Here is a 16,669-nt window from a genome sequence, read left to right on the forward strand (position 1 = left end):
TTTTTTTTTGCGCTTTGCATGCCAGCGCCGTCATCTTGCCCGGCCAGAATTCCTGCCGGGCGGCCCCCGCCGCGGCCGCTCCGATTCTTTTTCATGAAGTTTTTCTTACAACGCGCGGTCTTGGGTGTCCCAGTACGTCTAGTAACAAGCAGAAGCTGTGGACGCGGGATAGCAGGCAAAAACCGTAACGGGATTGTCGCGAAGCGCACGGCACGGCAGCGGCCGGTACCAACCGGTTTTCACACAAGGAACCGAGTGCATCGCTATGCATGATTTCGAAAGTAGGGGCAGCGCGTTGCGCGCCATATTGCGTCGCGCGCCGCAAGCCTTCGTTCTGACGGCCGCCATCAACGCGGCGTGGGCGCAAGCAGCGCCGGCGCCCGAAGCGGCCCCGGCCCCGGCCGCCGACGCGCGCCGCGTCAACATTAACGAGTACATCGTGCGTGGCAACACCGTGCTTGAAGCCCGCGACATCGAACGCGCCGTCTATCCCTACCTGGGGCCGGACCGCACGCTGGCCGACATCGAGTCCGCGCGCGAAGCTTTGCAGACCATCTACCAGGAACGTGGCTACCAGTCGGTGTATGTGGACCTGCCCGAACAGCAAGTGGCCGACGGCATTGTGTTCCTGCAAGTGTCCGAGACCAAGGTCGGACGCGTGCGGGTGGTGGGCGCGCAGCACTATTCCCCGCTGGCAATCCGCGACGAGGTGCCGGCATTGCAGGAAGGCCAGGTGCCCAACTTCAACCGCGCGCAGGCCGAGCTGACCGGCCTGAACAAGGGCGCCAGCCGCCAGGTCGTGCCGCTGGTGAAGGAAGGCCGCATGCCGGGCACGATGGATGTGGACCTGAAAGTCGAAGACAAGAGCCCCTGGCACGCCAGCGTGGGCCTGAACAACGACTACAGCGCTGACACCACGCGCCTGCGCAGCACGGCGTCGCTGGGCTACGACAACCTGTGGCAGCTGGGGCACTCCGTCAGCCTGACCTTCTTCACCGCGCCGCAGGAAACTGACAACGCCAAGGTCTGGTCGGGCTCGTATTCCATGCCGCTTTCCAGCCGTTGGGGCCTGCAGTTCTCGGGCTACAAGAGCGACAGCAACGTCGCCACCATCGGCGGCACCAATGTGCTGGGCAAGGGCTACTCCTTCGGCCTGTCCGCCATCTACACGATGGAACCGCAAGGCGACTGGAGCAATTCGCTGTCCATCGGCCTGGACTACAAGAAGTTCGACGAGTCCACGCGCTTCGGCGCCAACGTAGACCAGGTTCCGATCAAGTACCTGCCGTTCACGCTGGCCTACAACGGCTATCGCTATTCCGAGTCGTCGCAAAGCAGCCTGGGCCTGTCCGTGGTGGGCGCCAGCGGTTCCTTCTTCAATCAAGGTAGCGGCTGGAAGGAATTCGACGACAAGCGCTATCGGGCCAGCCCCAGCTTCGCCTTGCTGCGCGGCGACGGCACGCATACGCAGAACCTGTTCGGCGACTGGCAACTGGGCCTGCGCGGCTCGTTCCAATTGGCCTCGGGCGCCCTGGTGTCCAACGAACAGTTCTCGGCCGGCGGCGCGACCAGCGTGCGCGGCTACCTGGCGGCCGAGCGCACCGGCGACGACGGCCTGCTGGGCTCGGTCGAATGGCGCACGCCGTCGCTCGCCCGTTGGCTGGGCGCCAACGTCAACGAATGGCGCTTCTACGCCTTTGCCGACGCCGCCACCTTGCGCCTGCGCGACCCCTTGCCCGAACAGGACGCGAGCTATTCGCTTGCCAGCGTCGGCTTGGGCACCCGCCTGCAAGTGCTGGATTGGCTGTCCGGCTCGCTGGACTGGGGTTATCCGCTCAAGGACGGCCCCAACACCCGCAAACACGATCCCCGCCTGAACTTCAGCGTACGCGCCAGCTTCTGAGCGCACGCGACACCCGCATTCTTCCCGGAGTCTTGACCATGCAACGCTTATTGATGCTCCTACTGACCGTGCTGGCCGGTGTATTGCCGTCCGTCGCCCAAGCCTGGTGGCAGCCCGACTGGCAGTACCGCAAGCAAATCACCGTCGACAGCACCGCGCAGGGCATGCCGCTGGGCGGCTCGGCCGGCCGCACGCCGCTGCTGGTGCGCCTGCACACCGGCAACTTCACCTTTGACGGTATCAACGAGAAGGGCGCCGACATCCGCTTCGTGGCGGCCGACGACCAGACCGTGCTGAACCACCAGCTGGAATCCTTCGACCCCTTGCTGGGCATGGCGCTGGTGTGGGTGGACGTGCCTGAAGTGGCTGACGGCCAACGCCAGGACATCTGGATGTACTACGGCAACCAGAAGGCGCCGGCCTCGGCCAATGGCCAACTGACGTTCGACCCCAACTACACGCTGGTCTACCACTTCGACGGCGCGGCCGGCGCGCCGCCGCGCGACACCACCGCCTACAGCAATCACGGGCAGACCCCCACGGGCGCCGCCGTGGATGGCGTCATCGGCCGTGCCGCGCAATTTACGGGCGCAGCCCCGCTGATGCTGCCCGCCAGCCCGTCGCTGGCCATTCCCGCCGCTGGCGCTTTCACGTTCAGCGCCTGGGTCCGCGCCGACCAACCGGCTGGCGAACAACTCATCTACGCCCGCCGCGACGCCGGCAACGCCTTGTTGATCGGTATCAACCAGGGTGTGCCCTTCGTCGAAGTGAACGGCCAGCGCAGCCAGCCCGGCCAGCCCTTGACGCCCGCCGCCTGGCAGCACCTGGCCGTGACGGCCGACGGCAGCCAGGTCCACCTGTACGTGAACGGCCGCGCGACCGCGTCGCTGGCCGCCAGCCTGCCGCCGCTTGGCACGACCGCCGCCCTGGGTGGCGATGTGCCCACGCCGGCCGCGACCGTGGCGCCTGCCGCTGCGCCGGCTGCGGACGGCTCGGTGCCTGAGCAAGCCGCACCCGTTGCCGCCCCGCATCCGGTCTACGCGCCGTTCGTGGGCGCCATCGACGAAGTGCGCCTGTCCAAGGTGGCGCGTCCCGCGGCGCTGATCTACGCCGACGCCAGCTCGCAAGGCGCGGAATCGCGCCTGGTTGCTTACGGCGCCGACGAAGAGCAGTCGGGCTTCGGCTTCGGCGGGCTGGGCTTCCTGCTCAAGGCGGTGCCGATCGACGCCTGGATCATCATCGGCGTGCTGGTGCTGATGATGGTGCAGTCCTGGATCATCATGATCAAGAAGAGCCGCAACGTGGCCCGCCTGGCGCGCGCCAATGAAGCCTTCCGGGAGTCCTTCGCCAATGTCGGCAAGCGCCTGGAAATGCTGGCCGACGACGCCGGCCTGGCCCAACGCCTGGAGCACGCCTCGCTGTGGCGCCTGTACCGCGTGGCCGTCAACGAGATCCGCACGCGCCGCGCCCAGGGCGCCGACACGACATCGATCTCGGCGGCCACCATCGAAGCCATCCGCGCGTCGATGGACGCCGTGCGCACCAAGGAAAACCAGGCGCTGGGCGCCAAGCTGGGCTCGCTGTCCAACGCCATCGCCGGCGGCCCGTACATCGGCCTGCTGGGCACGGTGCTGGGCATCATGGTGGTGTTCCTGGGCACGGCCATGGCCGGCGACGTGAACATCAACGCCATCGCCCCCGGCATGGCCGCGGCCTTGCTGGCCACCGCGATGGGCCTGTTCGTCGCGATCCCCGCGCTGTTTGGCTACAACCGCCTGGTCTCGCGCAACAAGGAAGTCAGCGCCGACATGCGCGTGTTCGTCGATGAATTCGTGACGCGCCTGGCCGAAGTACACGGCGAGACGCAGGCGCAGGAAGCCGCCCACCACCCCGCAATGCGTGCGCCGGCGGCCAGCCGCCCGGCCGCGCGCGATGCGCAACCCGCGCCCGCCGAGGCATAAGGAGCATCCATGGCTTCCGTATCCGCATCCCAGGACGATGACGACGACGCGCCCGTGGACGGCATCAACATCACGCCGCTGGTCGACGTGCTGATGGTCGTGCTGGTCATGTTCATCCTGACCGCCACCGCGCAGATCGCCGGCATCAAGGTCAATCTGCCCAAGGCCAGCTCCACCATGGCCTTGTCGCAGCCCAAGACCAAGGCGATTTCCGTCAACGATGCCGGCCAGGTTTTCCTGGACGCCTATCCGGTCACCTTGCCCGAGCTGGAAGACCGGCTGCGCACGGAGAAAGCGCTGAACCCCGACTTCCCGGTGATTGTGCGCGGCGACGCCGCCGTGCAGTACCAGAAGGTCGTGGAAGTGCTGGATCTGCTGCGCCGCCTGGAACTTGCCCAGGTCGGCCTGGTTACCGGCAAGCCGCAATAGGGGCCGGGACCAACGTCATGCCGCAACACGCATCCGATTCCTCGCGCGTCCCGCATCCGGCGCGCCGCTGGCTGAAGCTGGCGGCCGTGGCGGTGGCCGCGGCGGTGGCGGCCTACGCGCTATGGCGCTGGGCCAACGACATGTCCGGCGTCCGGCGCGATGCGCCCAAGGTCACGGCCATCATCCCGTTGCCGCCGCCCCCGCCGCCGCCGCCCGAACCCGAGAAGCCGCCGGAGCCCGAGCAGCCCAAGGAAGAACCCGTGGCCACGCCCGAACCCGAGCCGCAGCCCACCCCCGAACCGCCCAAGCCGCAGGACGAAGCGCCGCCGCGCCCGGCCGACGACCTGGCCAACCCGATGCAGATCGACGGCGATGCGCAGGCTGGCAGCGACGCGTTCAACATCGGCGCGGGGCAGGGCAAGGGCATGGCGGGCGGCGGCGGTGGCCGCGCTGGCAACGCCACTTATAGCCAGTACCTCGCCTACGCGCTGCAGAAGATCCTGCGTGAAGACGAGCGCACCCGCAATCTGACCTTCCGCCTGCAAGCCAACATCTGGCTCACGGCATCGGGCCAGATCACCCGGGTGGAACTGACCCGCGGCAGCGGCGACGCCGACGTCGACGCGCGCGTGGTCGCCGCCTTGCGTGCCGTGCCGGGCCTGGACGAGCGCCCGCCGGCCTCGGCCAACATGCCCATCCGCGCGTCGCTGACCGGCCGCCGGCCGTCTTGAAATCCCGAACAGACCTGATCCCGGAGTGACTACAGAATGAAGTTCGAACTGAATCGGCTGGCGGCATCGCTGGCGCTGGCCGCGGCGAGTGCCGCCGCGCTGCCGGCCCATAGCGCCCCCGCGCCGTCCGAGAACGCCACCATCAACTTGATCCGCCTGCTGGTGCAGCAAGGCGTGCTCAAGCCCGAACAGGCCGACGCGCTGGTTGCGCAGGCCGAAGCCGAAGCCAAGACCGCGCGCCAGGCCACCCCCGACCGCGGCGCGGCCGTGGCCCAAGCCGGCGACGTGCGCGTGCCCTACATCCCGCAGACCGTGCGGGACCAGATCCGCGACGAGGTCAAGGCCGAAGTCATGGTGCAGGCCAAGGAAGAGAACTGGGCGCAGCCCAATACCTTCCCCGACTGGGTGTCGCGCATCACGGTGGAAGGCGACGTGCGCGTGCGCGATGAGTCGCGCTTCTACAACGGCGGCAACAGCAACGAAATCACCGATTTCGCCAAGCTCAACGCCAAGGGCCCGTACGACGTCAACCCCAACACCAACGGCGGGTACCCGCCGATGCTGAATACGCGCGAAGACCGCCGCAACCAACTGCGCATCCGTGCGCGCCTGGGCGTGCGCGCCGAACTCTCGGAAGCATGGACGGCCGGCATCCGGCTGGCCACGGGCAGCGACGACAGCCCGGTGTCCACCTCCCAGACCTTGGGCGGCGGCATGGGCAAGAAGGACATCTGGCTGGACCAGGCCTACCTGACGTACCGCCCCGCCAAGTGGGCTACCGTCACGGGCGGGCGCATCGCCAACCCCTTCGAATCGACCGACACGCTGTTCTCGAACGATCTGAACTTCGACGGGGTCGCCGCCATCTTCAAGCACCCCCTGGAAGGCCGCGACGTGACCTTGTTCGGCACGCTGGGCGCGTTCGCCACCGAATACGCGAACAACGGCTGGAACTCGTCGTCGCTGAGCGAGGGCAGCACCGAGAACAAATGGCTGCTGGGCGCGCAGGTCGGCGCCGACTGGAAGATCAACAACCAGAACAGCCTGCGCGGCGCGCTGGCCTACTACCACTTCGACAACATCGCGGGCAAGCGCTCCAGCTCCTGCTCGCCTTGGGCGGGCGATGAGAACTGCGACACCGACTGGTCGCGCCCGGCGTTCATGCAGAAGGGCAATACGCTCTTCCTGCTGCGCAACATCGCGCCCAATCCGCTCAACCCGGCCGACACGCCGCAGCCGCAGTACGTGGGCCTGGCGTCCAAGTTCGACTTGCTGGACCTGAATCTGCGTTGGGACACGCGCGTGTTCGACGGCCTGGGCTTGCGCTTGAACGGCAACTACATCCGCAACCTGGCTTACAGCAAGAGCAAGATGGCCAGCCGCTCGCAGGGCTACATCGTCAACAACTTCGGCGAGAACGGCGACATCGAAAGCGGCCCCAACGCCTGGATGCTGCAAGCCACGCTGGGCCGGTCGTATGACCTGAAGGAAAAGGGCGATTGGCTGGCCTTCGTTGGCTACAAATACATCCAGCCGGATGCGCTGCCCGACGCGTTCAACGATTCGTCGTTCCACCAGGGCGGCACGAATGCGCGCGGCTACTACATCGGCGCGGGCTACGCCTTCGAGAAGAACGTCTACGGCGTCTTCCGCTGGATGAGCACCAAGGAGATCTACGGCGCGCCCTTGGCCATCGACACGATGCAGTTCGAAATCAACGCCAGGTTCTAAAGGCCATGGACATGCACATCGTATGGGATGAAACCCGCCATTCGCCCGCGGCGGGTCGCGGCCGGCGGTTCGCCGCCGCCGTGGCCCTGTGCGCGGCCGGGCTGAGCCTGGCCGGCGGCGCGCAGGCCGAAAGCATGGAAGAGCGCCTGCGCGCCCAGTTGCGCAGCACCACGCAGCAGCTGCAGCAATTGCAAAGCGAGCAGGCGCAGGTCAATGCGGCGAAAGCCGCGGCCGAAGCGCAGCGCGACGCCGCGCAAAAGGAACTGGAGTCGCTGCGCGGGCAACTGGCCAAGAGCCGCGGGCAGGCCGAGAAGCTGGCCGAGCAGCAGGGCGCAGTGATGGAAAGCGCCCAGGCGCAAATCGCGGCCAGCCATGCGCAGTTGGGCAAGTTCAAGGGCGCGTACGACGAGCTCTTGACGCTGACGCGCGCCAAGGAAGCGGAACGCCAGACGCTGGCCCGCAACCTGGCGCAGCGCGACGAAGAGGTCAAGGTTTGCGTGGCCAAGAACCGCGACATGTACGAGGCGGGCAAGGAAATCCTCACCGCCTATGAACGCATCAGCACCGGTGACATCCTGGCGCTCAAGCAACCTTTCGCGGGCAAGGCGCGCGTCAAGTTCGAAGAGCAGGCGCAGGCGTATGGCGACAAGCTGTACGACGCGCAGGTGCCGCGGAGTCAAGCTGCTGCAACGTCCAACCCGTAGTCTGTCCCCCGATTGCCATTTTTCTTTATCCAGGAAATACCGAAATGACCGAAACCAGCCTGATTCTCGACGTGAACGCCGCACGCCTGCAGGCGCTGCTGCAATCCCTGGGCTACCGCGTGACCCTGTCCGAACAGAATGGCATGGTCCAGTTGCTGAGCGCCAGCCAAGGCGTGGGCTTTGCCGCCCGCCTGGGCAATCCTGCCCAGCAGGAAGACCATTATCTGGACTACACGCTGAGCTGCGCGCTGCGCGTGCAAGGCGAGCTGCCGGCCGGCTTGGCCGACCGCTGGAACGTGGAAAAGCGCTTCGCCCGCCTGTCGGTGCAGGGCGTGTTCCTGGTGCTGGAGCTGGACGTGATCGTGGCCGGCGGCGTGTCGGAGAACTATCTGCGCGCCACTACCGAACTGTGGGATCGCCTGCTGCAGGAATTCCTGCTGTTCCTGCGTGCCAATGCGTCGGCCCAGGATGTTGCTGACGCCCCCGCCGAAGCGCCGCAGGACGCCGAGGCCGAGACGGCCGAAACGACGGTCGCCGCGTAACGCGCCCCCCGCAGCGCGCCGCCGGATGTATGCGCGTCCGGCGGCGCGCTGATGCCATACAGAGGTTTCCATCATGACCAAGTCCCTGAGCGCTTCCAACCGGCTGCGCCTGACTGCCGCGGTGCTGTTCATTGCCGTGCTGGCCGGCGCCATCGCGCTGATGCGCGGCAAAGACGCCCAAAGCAGCGAGGCCGCGCCGCCCAAGGCGGTGGCGTCCGCCACCCCGTCCGCAGCGGCCTCGGCCAGCGCGCCTGTCGCCGCGCCCGCCAGCCGGCCACCCGCGATCGCCACGCTGGGCGCGGTCCAGGTTGATCGCGACGAACTGCTGCGCCAATTGCAGGCGATGCCGCCGCAGGCGCGCGAGCAGTTGAAGGAAAACCGGACGGGCCTGGACCAATGGCTGCGCGCCCGCCTGGCCGAAAAGGCGTTGGTCGAGCAGGCGCGTGCGCAAGGTTGGCAGGACAAGCCGGAGCTCAAGCGCGCGTTCCAGGCGGCGCAAGAAAGGATCGTGCTGCAAAGCTATCTGGAATCGGTCAGCCGGGCGCCGGACGACTATCCGGCCCAGGCCGATCTGCAAGCCGCGTATGAGCGGGCCAAGCCGCAGTTGGCGGTGCCGGCTCAATACCGGGTCAGCCAGATCTTCCTGCCCGCCGCGCTGGGCGATGCCGACGCGGTCACTGCGGCACGCAAGCAGGCGCAGGACCTCGTCAAGCGGGCCCAGGCGCCCAAGGCCGATTTCGCGGCGCTGGCGCAGAACTACTCGCGCGATGACACGTCGCGCGCACAGGGCGGCGACATCGGTTTCGTGCCGTTGGCGCAGTTGATGCCCGAGATGCGACCGGTGATCGAGCAGATGAAAGAGGGCGAGGTGTCGGCGCCGGTGCAGTCGGCGGCAGGGTTTCACATCCTGAAGCTGTCCGCTTTGCGGCCGGCCAGCGTCACGCCGTTCGATCAGGTGAAAGAAGAACTGCGCGCCGCGCTGCGCTCCCAACGTCAGGAACTGGCCGCGCGGGCCTATCTGGAGGGCTTGTTGAATGCCGGTACCGTCAGCATCGATGGCGCGGCCCTCAATGCCGCGTTTGAACAAACCGCGGCCGCCCCGGCGGCCAACCCGGCCGTCGCCCGCGCCCCATGACGCGACGGCGCCGCAGTTTGCGCCGGCCATCGGCCGGCGGCTGGATGCCCGGCTGAAGCTGGCGCTGGGCGACGCCCAGCCGCCCGCCAGCCTGCAGTGCGCCGGCGCATTGCTGCAGGCGCTGCGGCAGACCTATCCCGACGATTTGGGGCGCTGGTTTCCGCTGGTGCCCGAACAGGCACCGGTGCGCGCTCGCGACGTGTCACGCGAATTGGGGCTGGACTTGTCGGACTTGCGGGTGCTGTACCGGGCGTTGCGGGTGACCTGGCTGGCCGAACTGGTGTTTGGCGGCCGGGAGCAGGCGCGCCAGTGGCTTTGCAGCCCCAAGCGGCGCCTGCTTGGGCGGGTGCCCTTGTCGCTATGCCAGCATGGGCGGCACGCCGTGATGATCGAACAATGGCTCGTCAACATCGATGAAGGAAACGGCCCATGATTGCGCTGTGGCGCTTGAGCAATAGCCAGGACCTGCAGCCGCGGGCCCGGCCGGCGGGCCGCTGGCATGGCGCCGGCGCGCCGGTGGTGGTGCTGGACGCGAATCCGGCAGCGGCCGTATTCGCGCGGCTGGCCTTGTCGGAAGTGGGGCATCCGCGGGCGTTGCCCAGCCACTATTTCCTGTTGGAGGTGATGGCGCCGGACCATGCCGTCAGCGATGCCGACCCGCCCCTGCACTGGGAGACCGACCTGCCCGGTACCCGGGCGGTGGGCGATGCCTGGCTGGCGCGCGGCGACACCCTGCTGCTGCGGGTGCCATCGCCGGCGGGCGGCTTCCAATACCTGTTGAACGCCGCTCATCCGCAACTGGCGCTATGCCAGATCGTGTCTTCGGTGGCGTATCCCTATGCGCCGCATCTGGCAGGTATTGCGGACGCGGTGCTGGACGGGGCGGGGTGGCTGGTGGCGGCGGGCCGAGAGGGCGGACGGGACGGCGGACGGGACTAGGGCCGGTTATGGCCCTAGAATGAGGCACAGCCGGCGTTGCGCCGGCTGGCAACCCGTTCCCGTCAGGAGCCCGCCGTATGACCGCAATCTCCGCTGCCCCCGCGCCGGGCGCAGCGTTGCCCGCCTACACCACGCAGGTGGACATCGTTTCCATCCAGTCCCAAGTCGTCTATGGCTACGTCGGCAACAACGCCGCCATGCCGATCTTCCGCCGCGCGGGCCTGCGGGCCATCGCGGTGCCCACCGTCATCTTGAGCAACACGCCGCATTACCCCACGCTGCATGGGGGCGCGGTGCCGCTGGATTGGTTCGAAGGCCTGTTGAAGGGGCTGGACGAGCGCGGCGTGACCAAGGTGGCGCGCGCCGTCGTCTGCGGCTATCTGGGCCAGCCGGGGCAAGCCGATTTGCTGGCGCGCTGGCTGCCGACGGTGCGCGCGGCGCGCCCGGATCTGCGCGTGCATATCGACCCCGTGATGGGCGACCGCAACGACGGCCTGTATGTGGACGCCGGCCTGGTCGCACAATACCGCGATTTGCTGGTGCCGCTGGCCGACGGCATGACGCCGAACCACTTCGAACTGGAACTGCTGGTGGGCCGCCCCCTGGCGTCGATCGATGACGTGGTGGAGGCGGCGCGTGAATTGATCGCGCAAGGGCCTGAATGGATCGTCGTGACCAGCGCTGCCCCGATGGCAGCCGCCTCCGGCACCTTGCAGCTGGCGGTGGTGACGCGGGACAAGGTCAGCGTGGTGACCCACCCCGAGATCGCCATCCCGCCGTCCGTGCATGGCACGGGCGATGTGTTCATGGCCAGCCTGACGGCCAGGTTGCTGACCGGGCAGGACCTGCCCGAAGCGGTGCGCGAGGCCGCCGCCCAGGTGACGGCAACGCTGGAGCGCACGCGCGAACTGGCCTGGGAAGAGCTGGCGGTGGAAGACTAAGGCCAGGCCCCGGATGGGGCCTCTCCCATCAGTACGTCTTGTACGGCAGGAACTTGCCGCTCATCACGATCTGCACGCGGTCGCCCTTGGGGTCGGCCTCGCGCGACAGGTCCATCTTGAAGTCGATGGCGCTCATGATGCCGTCGCCGAACTCTTCATTGATCAGCGCCTTGAACGTGGTGCCGTAGACGCTGATCAGTTCATAGAAGCGGTAGATCAGCGGATCCGTCGGCACCGACGTCGGCAGGGACCCCTTGTAGGGCACCACTTGCAACTGCACGACGGCGTCGGCGGGCAGGTCCAGCACGCGCGCGGCGGCCAGGGCCTGTTCCTCGGTCAGCGTCATCTGGCCCAGCAGCGCGGCCGTGGTCCATTCCTTGCTCTGGCCGACGGCTTCGGCGATGGCGGTCCACGTTAGCTTTTTTTCCAGCTTGCGGGTGACGATCAGTTCGGTGACTTCAGCGCGGGACATCATGATGGAATTCACTCCTTGTGGGATGCCTTGTCGACCAGGAAGTCGACGAGATGGTTGCGGATTTCGTAGTAGCGGGGCTCGTGGTGCAGGCTGGCCCGGGTCCGGTCGCGCGGCAGATCCACGCTGACGGATTCGGCGATGCGGGCATAGGGGCCCGCGCTCATCAGCAGGATGCGGTCCGACAGCAGGATCGCTTCGTCCACGTCGTGCGTGATCATGAATACGGTCTGGCGGGTTTCCTGGACAATGCCGCGCAGCTCGTCCTGGATGGTGCCGCGGGTCAGCGCGTCCAGCGCGCCGAAGGGCTCGTCCAGCAGCAGCATCTTAGGCTGGATCGCAAAGGCGCGGGCAATGCCCACGCGCTGCTTCATGCCGCCGGACAGTTCGCAGGGCTTCTTGCCGGCGGCTTGCGTCAGGCCCACCATGTCCAGATAGCGCAGGCTGTGTTCGCGCACCTGGTCGCGGTCGTAGGCAGGCCAGCGCGACCGCACGCCGAATTCCACGTTTTGCAGCGCGGTCAGCCACGGCAGCAGCGCGTGCGCCTGGAACACCACGCCGCGTTCCAGCGACGGTCCGGCGATCTGGCGGCCGTCCATGATGACGATGCCCTCGTTGGTGTCGTCGATGCCGGCCAGCACATTCAGGATGGTCGTCTTGCCGCAGCCGGAATGGCCGATCACGCAGACGAACTGGCCCTGTTCGATCGTGAAATCGATGTTCTCGAAGACGGGCGGCTGGGGCTGCCCGTTGCGTCCCGGGTAGCGTTTTCCCAGGCCTTGCACTTGCAGGAAAGCTTGGCTCATGGCGTCATTCCCGATAGCTGACCAGCCGCGCGGCGCGCGCTAGCAGGGTATCCAGCAGCATGCCGATCAGGCCGATGAAGAAGATGGCGCAGATGATGTTCGCGATGGAGAGGTTGTTCCATTCGTTCCAGACGAAGTAGCCGATGCCGGTGCCGCCGATCAGCATTTCGGCGGCCACGATGACCAGCCAGGCGATGCCCACCGAAATGCGCATGCCGGTCATGATAGTGGGCGCGGCCGCGGGCAGGATCACCTGCAGGGCGGTGCGCAGGCGCGACACCTCCAGCGTGCGCGCCACGTTCAGCCAGTCCTGCCGCACGGCGCCCACGCCGAAGGCGGTGTTCACCAGCATGGGCCACAACGAGCAGATGAAGATGACGAAGATGGCGGACGTGTCGGCGTCCTTGATGGTGTAGAGCGCCAGCGGCATCCACGCCAGCGGCGAGATCGGCTTGAGCACCTGGATGAACGGGTCGAAGGCGCGGTAGACGGTCTTGGACATGCCGATCAGGAATCCCAGAGGAATGGCGGCCAGCGCCGCCAGGCCAAAGCCCGTCAACACGCGCGCCACCGAATAGGCCAGTTGCACGCCGATGCCCTTGTCGTTGGGGCCGCGGTCGTAGAACGGGTCTTTCAGGTGCTGCCACAGTTGCGCGCCGACGTCGGCGGGGCCGGGGAAGGGGGTCTTCGACCCGCTGGCCGCGGCATTGCCGACCAGCGCGGCGTAGGCCGGGTCCACCGTCGCGCCCCCCGTGTTGGTGCGTGTGGCAACGTGCCACAGCAGCAGAAAAGCCAGGAACAGGGCGACGGACAGGAACGTCGCCCGCCAGTGTTGCACGGACCGCATCAGGTCCTCCGGATCTTGAAGCCGGCCAGATAGGCCTCGGGTTGGGCGGGGTCGAAGGGCTTGCCCATGACGCTGAAGGTCTTGGCCGTTTCGGCGGGCGGGGTCAGGCCGGCTTCGCGCATCAGGCGCACGGCATCCGTCGCCAGGAAGACCTCGCTGGCCACCTTCTGGTAGTCCACGTCGCCCTTGATCTGGCCCCAGCGCTTCATCTGCGTCAGGATCCACACGGCGAAAGACTGCCAGGGCATGGGATCGAAGTCGATGCGGTTGGGATCGGTCAGCACCTTGCCCAGCCCGTCGGCGTAAGTGCCAGTCAACACCTGCTCCACCACGGTCACCGGTTGGTTCAGGTAGTTGGGCGCCGCGATGGCGGTGGCGATTTCCTTGCGGTGTGCCGGGTTGCGGGCATAGGCGGTGGCTTCGATGATGGCCTTCAGCAATGCCTGGTAGGTATTGGGCATCGTCGTCACGAATTCCTTGCTGGCCGAGAAAGCGCAGCAGGGATGGCCGTCCCAGATCGCCTTGGACAGCGTGTGGATGAAGCCCACGCCGTCATAGACCGCGCGCTGATTGACGGGGTCGGGCGCCAGGAATCCGTCGATGTTGTCGGCGCGCAGGTTGGCCACCATTTCGGGCGGCGGCACGGAACGGATCTGCACGTCGGTGTCGGGGTCCAGTCCGTGTTCGGCCAGGTAGTAGCGCAACAGGTAGTTGTGCATGGAATAGTCGAACGGCACGGCGAACTTGAAGCCTTTCCAGTCCTTCGGATCGCGTCGGTCCTTGTGCTTCATCGACAAGGTGATGGCCTGGCCGTTGATGTTCTCGACGGCAGGCATCGTCCACGGCACGGCGCGGCTGGCGCCCACGCCCATCGAGATCGCCAGCGGCATCGGCGACAGCATGTGCGCGGCGTCGTATTCGCCCGACATGGCCTTGTCGCGGATCAGCGCCCAGCCTGCCGTCTTCACCACTTCAACGTCCAGGCCCTGCTTGGCATAGAAGCCCATGGGGTGCGCCATGATGATGGGCGTGGCGCAGGTGATGGGGATGAAGCCGACTTTCAGCTTCTGCTTTTCCAGGGGGCCGGCGGATTGCGCGAAGGCTTCACGTGCGGCAGCCAGCGGGAAGATCGACGCGATGGCCGCCATTGCCGTGCTGCTGCCCACCGCGCGCAGGAAGCGGCGGCGCAGCGCATCTTGCGGGAAAAGGGCGCGCATCACCGCCTGTTCCACGGCGGTATCCGTGGCGGATTGCCGGGCGGCGTCATGTTCGGCTTGCGAGGCGTGGCGGCCGCAGCCGCAGGCAAGGCGGGTGTCGGCGTCGAACGGATTGCTGAATAGGGACATGGGATGGCTCCGGCCAGACTGGGTTGGAGCCATCATGGGGCCGGCCGCGCAGGGCCGGTATCCCGGGTTCGACGATATGCGTGTAGTGCCTTTACTACGCGGTGCGGGCCGTGCGCCGTGCTGGTGCGCGGACGGCTACGGCGCACCCAGCTGGTGCGTGTTGGCGTAGGCCACCAGCTCCACCAGCGTGCGCACGCCGATCTTTTCGAAGATGCGGCTGCGATAGGTGGAAATGGTGTTGACCGACAGCGCCAGCTGTTCGCCGATGGCCGAAACCGAACGGCCGGCCACCAGCAGCTGCAATACCTGGAATTCGCGGTTGGACAGCAGCTCGTGCGGCAGGCGCGAGCTGTCCTGGCGGACGGTCTGGGCCAGCAGTTCGGCCACGGCGGGGGTGACGTACATCTTGCCGGCGGCGGCGTTGACCAGGGCGGCCAGCAGTTCGTCGGGGTCGCAGCCTTTGTTCAGATAGGCGTGGGCGCCGGTACGCAGCGCGCGCACGGCGAACTGCGTTTCGGGGTAGACAGACAGCATCACGACGCCCAGCGCAGGGTAGTCGGCGCGCACGGTCTTCAGCACGTCCAGGCCGTCGCGTTCACCCAGCGCCACGTCCAGCACCATGGCGTCGTAGCGGGCCTGGCGCAGGGCGCGCAAGGCGGACGGCGCGTCGGCGGCTTCGTGCACGAGGGCGACGCGGGGATCCTCTTCCAGGATGCGCGCCAGCCCGCGGCGGATGATCAGGTGGTCATCGACGATAAGCAGGTTCAGGGCCATATTGCGTGTCAGGGTGGGTTGAGGCGCAGGCGGGCGCGCATGCCGGCGCCAGGCGCGCTGTCCAGCGCGAGGTCGCCGCCGATGCCGCGGGCGCGCTCACGCATACCGAGGATGCCGAAGGTGCGGGGCGTTTCGGGCAGCTGCATGCCGATGCCGTCGTCTTCCACGGTCAGCAGCAGGCCGTCTTCGCTCCAGGCGGCGCTGACGCTGACGCTGCGGGCGCGGGCATGACGCTGCACGTTGGTCAGCAGTTCCTGGACGATGCGGTAGACGGCGATTTCGGCGTTGCGGTCCAGGCGCCGCCGTTCGGTGTCGGGCGGGCACAGGTAGCGGCATTGCAGGCCCGTGCGGGCCTGCAGATCCTGCAGCAGCGTTTCCAGCGCGGCCCACAGGCCCAGATGGTCCAGGACGACGGGGCGCAGGTCGCTGAGGATGCGGCGGGTGGCGCCCATGGCGGTCTGGGTGACTTCCAGCATGCGATCGACGTGGGTCTGCAGCGCGGGCGTGGTGCCCAGTTGGCGGCGCAGCCAGTTCAGGTCCAGCTGCAGGGCGGTGAATGACGCGCCCAGGTCGTCGTGGATGTTGCGGGCGATGTGGGCGCGCTCTTCTTCGCGCAGGCTGGACAGGTGTGACGACAGGCGGCGTAGCGAGTCGTGGGCGTCGCTGAGTTCAGCGGTGCGTTCGCCGACGCGGCGCTCCAGTTCGCGTTCGATGCGCTTGCGGTCGGTGATGTCGGAGAAGGTGACGACGGCGCCGACGACTTCCTGGTCGTTGAGGATGGGGTAGGAGGCGTATTGGGCGTCGAAGCAGGACCCGTCGCGGCGCCAGAGCACTTCGTCATCGACGCGTTCGCCGCGGCCTTCGCGGAACGCCCGGAAGATGCGGCAGTCGTGGACGGGCATCAGGGCGCGGTTGGCGTGGGAGTGATGGATCAGGTAGTGCATGTTGCGGCCAACGACTTCATCGGGCGTGTAGCCGAGCATGGCGGCGCCGGGGCCGTTGATGAAGATGCAGCGGCCGCGCAGGTCGATGCCGTAGATGCCTTCGCCGGCGGATTCCAGCAGCAGTTCCAATTGCCGACGCCAGGCGGCGTGGTGCGAAAGGTGGTTCAGGTCGGCGAACATGACTGTGTGTCTTTCCGGGGGGATGCCCCGGCCCCTTGCGAGTTTTTTCGCGTGCTTTTTTTGGGGGAGTTTACGCTTACGTTCGCTGCGTGGTGTGTGTTTGCTGGTTGTGGGTGTTGGTTCTTTTGGCGCCCGGGGTGGCGGCGGCCTGGGGGGCGCGGGTCAACGATTGCGGTCCGGAGCCTTCGCTCCGGACTGCCCCGTCGTCATCCTTGTATGGTGAGGGTGCGCCCTCTGCAGTGGGGAGGGCGCTGGGGTATGGGACGTCGTCATCCATCAGCCGG

General features: G+C 67.2%; 17 protein-coding genes. 11 read left to right on the forward strand and 6 right to left on the reverse strand.

Annotation, left to right across the window (positions count from 1 at the left end; translation table 11 throughout):
* Window positions 1-265 precede the first annotated feature (265 nt).
* The 11 genes from CEY09_RS26485 (at window position 266) to pdxK (ending at window position 11,016) form a co-directional block, all read left to right on the forward strand.
* Complete coding sequence (locus CEY09_RS26485; protein WP_088590892.1) at window positions 266-1,903, forward strand: ShlB/FhaC/HecB family hemolysin secretion/activation protein; 1,638 nt, start codon at window positions 266-268, stop codon at window positions 1,901-1,903.
* A 38-nt stretch (window positions 1,904-1,941) separates the two neighbouring features.
* Entirely contained in the window at window positions 1,942-3,864 is a 1,923-nt protein-coding gene (locus tag CEY09_RS26490; RefSeq protein WP_088590893.1) for a DUF2341 domain-containing protein, read from the forward strand.
* 9 nt (window positions 3,865-3,873) lie between these two features.
* Complete coding sequence (locus CEY09_RS26495) at window positions 3,874-4,293, forward strand: ExbD/TolR family protein (protein ID WP_006222018.1); 420 nt, start codon at window positions 3,874-3,876, stop codon at window positions 4,291-4,293.
* Between the two features lie 17 nt (window positions 4,294-4,310).
* On the forward strand, window positions 4,311-5,024 hold the full coding sequence (locus CEY09_RS26500) for a TonB C-terminal domain-containing protein (RefSeq protein WP_006222017.1): 714 nt from the start codon (window positions 4,311-4,313) through the stop codon (window positions 5,022-5,024).
* A 36-nt stretch (window positions 5,025-5,060) separates the two neighbouring features.
* Complete coding sequence (locus tag CEY09_RS26505; protein WP_006222016.1) at window positions 5,061-6,755, forward strand: putative porin; 1,695 nt, start codon at window positions 5,061-5,063, stop codon at window positions 6,753-6,755.
* Window positions 6,756-6,766: 11 nt separating this feature from the next.
* A complete protein-coding gene (locus CEY09_RS26510) occupies window positions 6,767-7,459 on the forward strand; it encodes a DNA repair protein (protein WP_234818412.1) in 693 nt (230 codons plus the stop codon).
* A gap of 44 nt (window positions 7,460-7,503) precedes the next feature.
* Window positions 7,504-8,001: a YbjN domain-containing protein gene (locus CEY09_RS26515; protein WP_088590895.1), complete on the forward strand. Its 498-nt coding sequence runs from the start codon at window positions 7,504-7,506 to the stop codon at window positions 7,999-8,001.
* A gap of 73 nt (window positions 8,002-8,074) precedes the next feature.
* Window positions 8,075-9,136: a peptidylprolyl isomerase gene (locus CEY09_RS26520; protein WP_088590896.1), complete on the forward strand. Its 1,062-nt coding sequence runs from the start codon at window positions 8,075-8,077 to the stop codon at window positions 9,134-9,136.
* The gene (locus CEY09_RS26525; RefSeq protein ID WP_088590897.1) at window positions 9,072-9,569 is read left to right on the forward strand and encodes an MbcA/ParS/Xre antitoxin family protein; all 498 of its coding nucleotides are present in this window, start codon (window positions 9,072-9,074) and stop codon (window positions 9,567-9,569) included. Before CEY09_RS26520 ends, CEY09_RS26525 begins: the two co-directional genes overlap by 65 nt.
* The gene (locus CEY09_RS26530) at window positions 9,566-10,075 is read left to right on the forward strand and encodes an RES family NAD+ phosphorylase (RefSeq protein WP_088590898.1); all 510 of its coding nucleotides are present in this window, start codon (window positions 9,566-9,568) and stop codon (window positions 10,073-10,075) included. Before CEY09_RS26525 ends, CEY09_RS26530 begins: the two co-directional genes overlap by 4 nt.
* Before the next feature lie 77 nt (window positions 10,076-10,152).
* Window positions 10,153-11,016 carry a pyridoxine/pyridoxal/pyridoxamine kinase gene (gene pdxK / locus CEY09_RS26535; RefSeq protein WP_088590899.1) on the forward strand — a complete coding sequence of 288 codons (864 nt, stop codon included), beginning with the start codon at window positions 10,153-10,155 and terminating at the stop codon, window positions 11,014-11,016.
* A 28-nt stretch (window positions 11,017-11,044) separates the two neighbouring features.
* Here the strand turns inward: pdxK and cynS are convergent, their stop codons facing one another.
* The 6 genes from cynS to CEY09_RS26565 form a co-directional block, all read right to left on the reverse strand.
* Window positions 11,045-11,488: a cyanase gene (gene cynS, locus CEY09_RS26540; protein WP_006222009.1), complete on the reverse strand. Its 444-nt coding sequence runs from the start codon at window positions 11,486-11,488 to the stop codon at window positions 11,045-11,047.
* 11 nt (window positions 11,489-11,499) lie between these two features.
* Complete coding sequence (locus tag CEY09_RS26545) at window positions 11,500-12,294, reverse strand: ABC transporter ATP-binding protein (protein WP_088590900.1); 795 nt, start codon at window positions 12,292-12,294, stop codon at window positions 11,500-11,502.
* 4 nt (window positions 12,295-12,298) lie between these two features.
* The gene (gene ntrB / locus CEY09_RS26550; protein WP_088590901.1) at window positions 12,299-13,141 is read right to left on the reverse strand and encodes a nitrate ABC transporter permease; all 843 of its coding nucleotides are present in this window, start codon (window positions 13,139-13,141) and stop codon (window positions 12,299-12,301) included.
* A complete protein-coding gene (locus tag CEY09_RS26555) occupies window positions 13,141-14,487 on the reverse strand; it encodes a CmpA/NrtA family ABC transporter substrate-binding protein (RefSeq protein WP_088590902.1) in 1,347 nt (448 codons plus the stop codon). The genes ntrB and CEY09_RS26555 overlap by 1 nt, the downstream gene beginning before the upstream one ends.
* 135 nt (window positions 14,488-14,622) lie before the next feature.
* The gene (locus tag CEY09_RS26560) at window positions 14,623-15,261 is read right to left on the reverse strand and encodes a response regulator (protein ID WP_088590903.1); all 639 of its coding nucleotides are present in this window, start codon (window positions 15,259-15,261) and stop codon (window positions 14,623-14,625) included.
* Window positions 15,262-15,269: 8 nt separating this feature from the next.
* Window positions 15,270-16,385, reverse strand: coding sequence for a sensor histidine kinase (locus CEY09_RS26565; RefSeq protein ID WP_088590904.1), 1,116 nt, complete (start codon window positions 16,383-16,385; stop codon window positions 15,270-15,272).
* Window positions 16,386-16,669 lie beyond the last annotated feature (284 nt).

Source organism: Achromobacter marplatensis, assembly GCF_002209535.1.
Classification (GTDB): Bacteria; Pseudomonadota; Gammaproteobacteria; order Burkholderiales; family Burkholderiaceae_B; genus Achromobacter; species Achromobacter marplatensis.